The sequence below is a fragment of the Pseudomonas sp. P5_A2_2 genome (assembly GCF_054177685.1).
Window position 1 is genome coordinate 1 of the sequence record NZ_JBGCUL010001184.1, and the last position, 1,250, is coordinate 1,250.

A 1,250-nucleotide genomic window follows, 5' to 3' on the forward strand; every position below is an offset into this window, starting at 1 on the left:
AGCTTACTCGGTCCAGTGTGGTGTAGCGCAGTTTGTCCACTTTATGGGCGAAGTAAAGTATTCGGATCTTCCTGAAATTATTAATGGCGCTTTTTGCTTTATAGGCTCTGGTACCACTCTCATCGAAGCCTCTGCAGCGGGTGTGCCATCAATTGTTGGGATAGAATCAATACCGACTCCCCATACGTGTGGCTTTTTTTCGGAAATTGACGGCTACTCATACAACGAAGCCTCAGCCACAACACGTCGAATTCCTATTTTTGAATGCATAGAAATGCTATATCGAATGGAAGTTTCTCAATATAACTCACTGTCTGATGCGCATAGAGCTAAAGCCGGGCAGTTTAATATCGAAGATACAACTTCAAGGTTTATTGAGTTGTCGGCATGTTACCCGGACTTTAAAATTCGATTCAGTAGGTGCCGAGCTATATTTTCTTTTGTGTACTCAATTGTCAAGCTTGGGCCAAAGGCTCTTAAATCAAGATTTGATAACGTGTAAAGTGTTACCTGGGTTTCTGGATCTGCAATATATTGAAGTCATTTTACGGTTGGCCCGGCGGTTAGTCGCAAGGAAATTCAATGCTTAAACTCGAAGATGTAAATTTGGCCGTTGTAGGTCTTGGTTATGTGAGCCAGCCGCCGGCTATAGAGTTTGGCAATAAAGTGAGCGTGGTCGGGTTTGATATCAGCAAAACCACGATTGATGCGCTGAAATTTAGTCATGATTCTACGCGCGAGGTATCTGGCAGCGTATTAAAGTCTGAACTCCATCGAGTCACTAACATTAAAAAAGTTACCTCTGGATTCACTCAGGGAGCCGTCGGTCTGGTCGATTTGTTATTTGGCAGAATTATCACGGCAGGGACTCATAAGGTCAAAGGCATCAAGGTCACAGCAGCGGCAGAGACTATTGAGAATACTCTGCGTGATTTTAATAGTGAGGGCTCGTGCACCGGCCGATTGCGCGGTCGTTACGATGTTTAGGAATATGATTTCGTTCGATTTCCGTTTTCGTAAAACCATCCCGTTTGACTCGAAAAATATAGGTGATGTGCTGATCGAGTCCCTATCAGCTCCTGAGCTATTGACTAAGTTGTCGGCTGCAGCCGTTTTGCAGGGTGGCAGATTTGATTGGGAAAGCACCTCGAAAAAGACTTGGTCCGAGTTGCTCGCGTTGGCCAAACGCTCAAAAGAAGGTGCTTGCTAGATGAAAATCCTGGTGGTTACGCAATATTTCTGGCCTGAGT

Annotated in this window: 1 protein-coding gene and 1 pseudogene; both read left to right on the top strand. The window is 44.8% G+C overall.

The annotated features are described in order from the left end of the window. Positions 1 to 502: pseudogene (locus tag ACXRVY_RS29925) on the top strand (hypothetical protein); the annotation flags it as partial. A gap of 80 nt (positions 503 to 582) precedes the next feature. Then, positions 583 to 987 (top strand): hypothetical protein, encoded by a 405-nt coding sequence (locus ACXRVY_RS29930; protein WP_458239062.1) that lies wholly within the window; start codon positions 583 to 585, stop codon positions 985 to 987. Positions 988 to 1,250 lie beyond the last annotated feature (263 nt).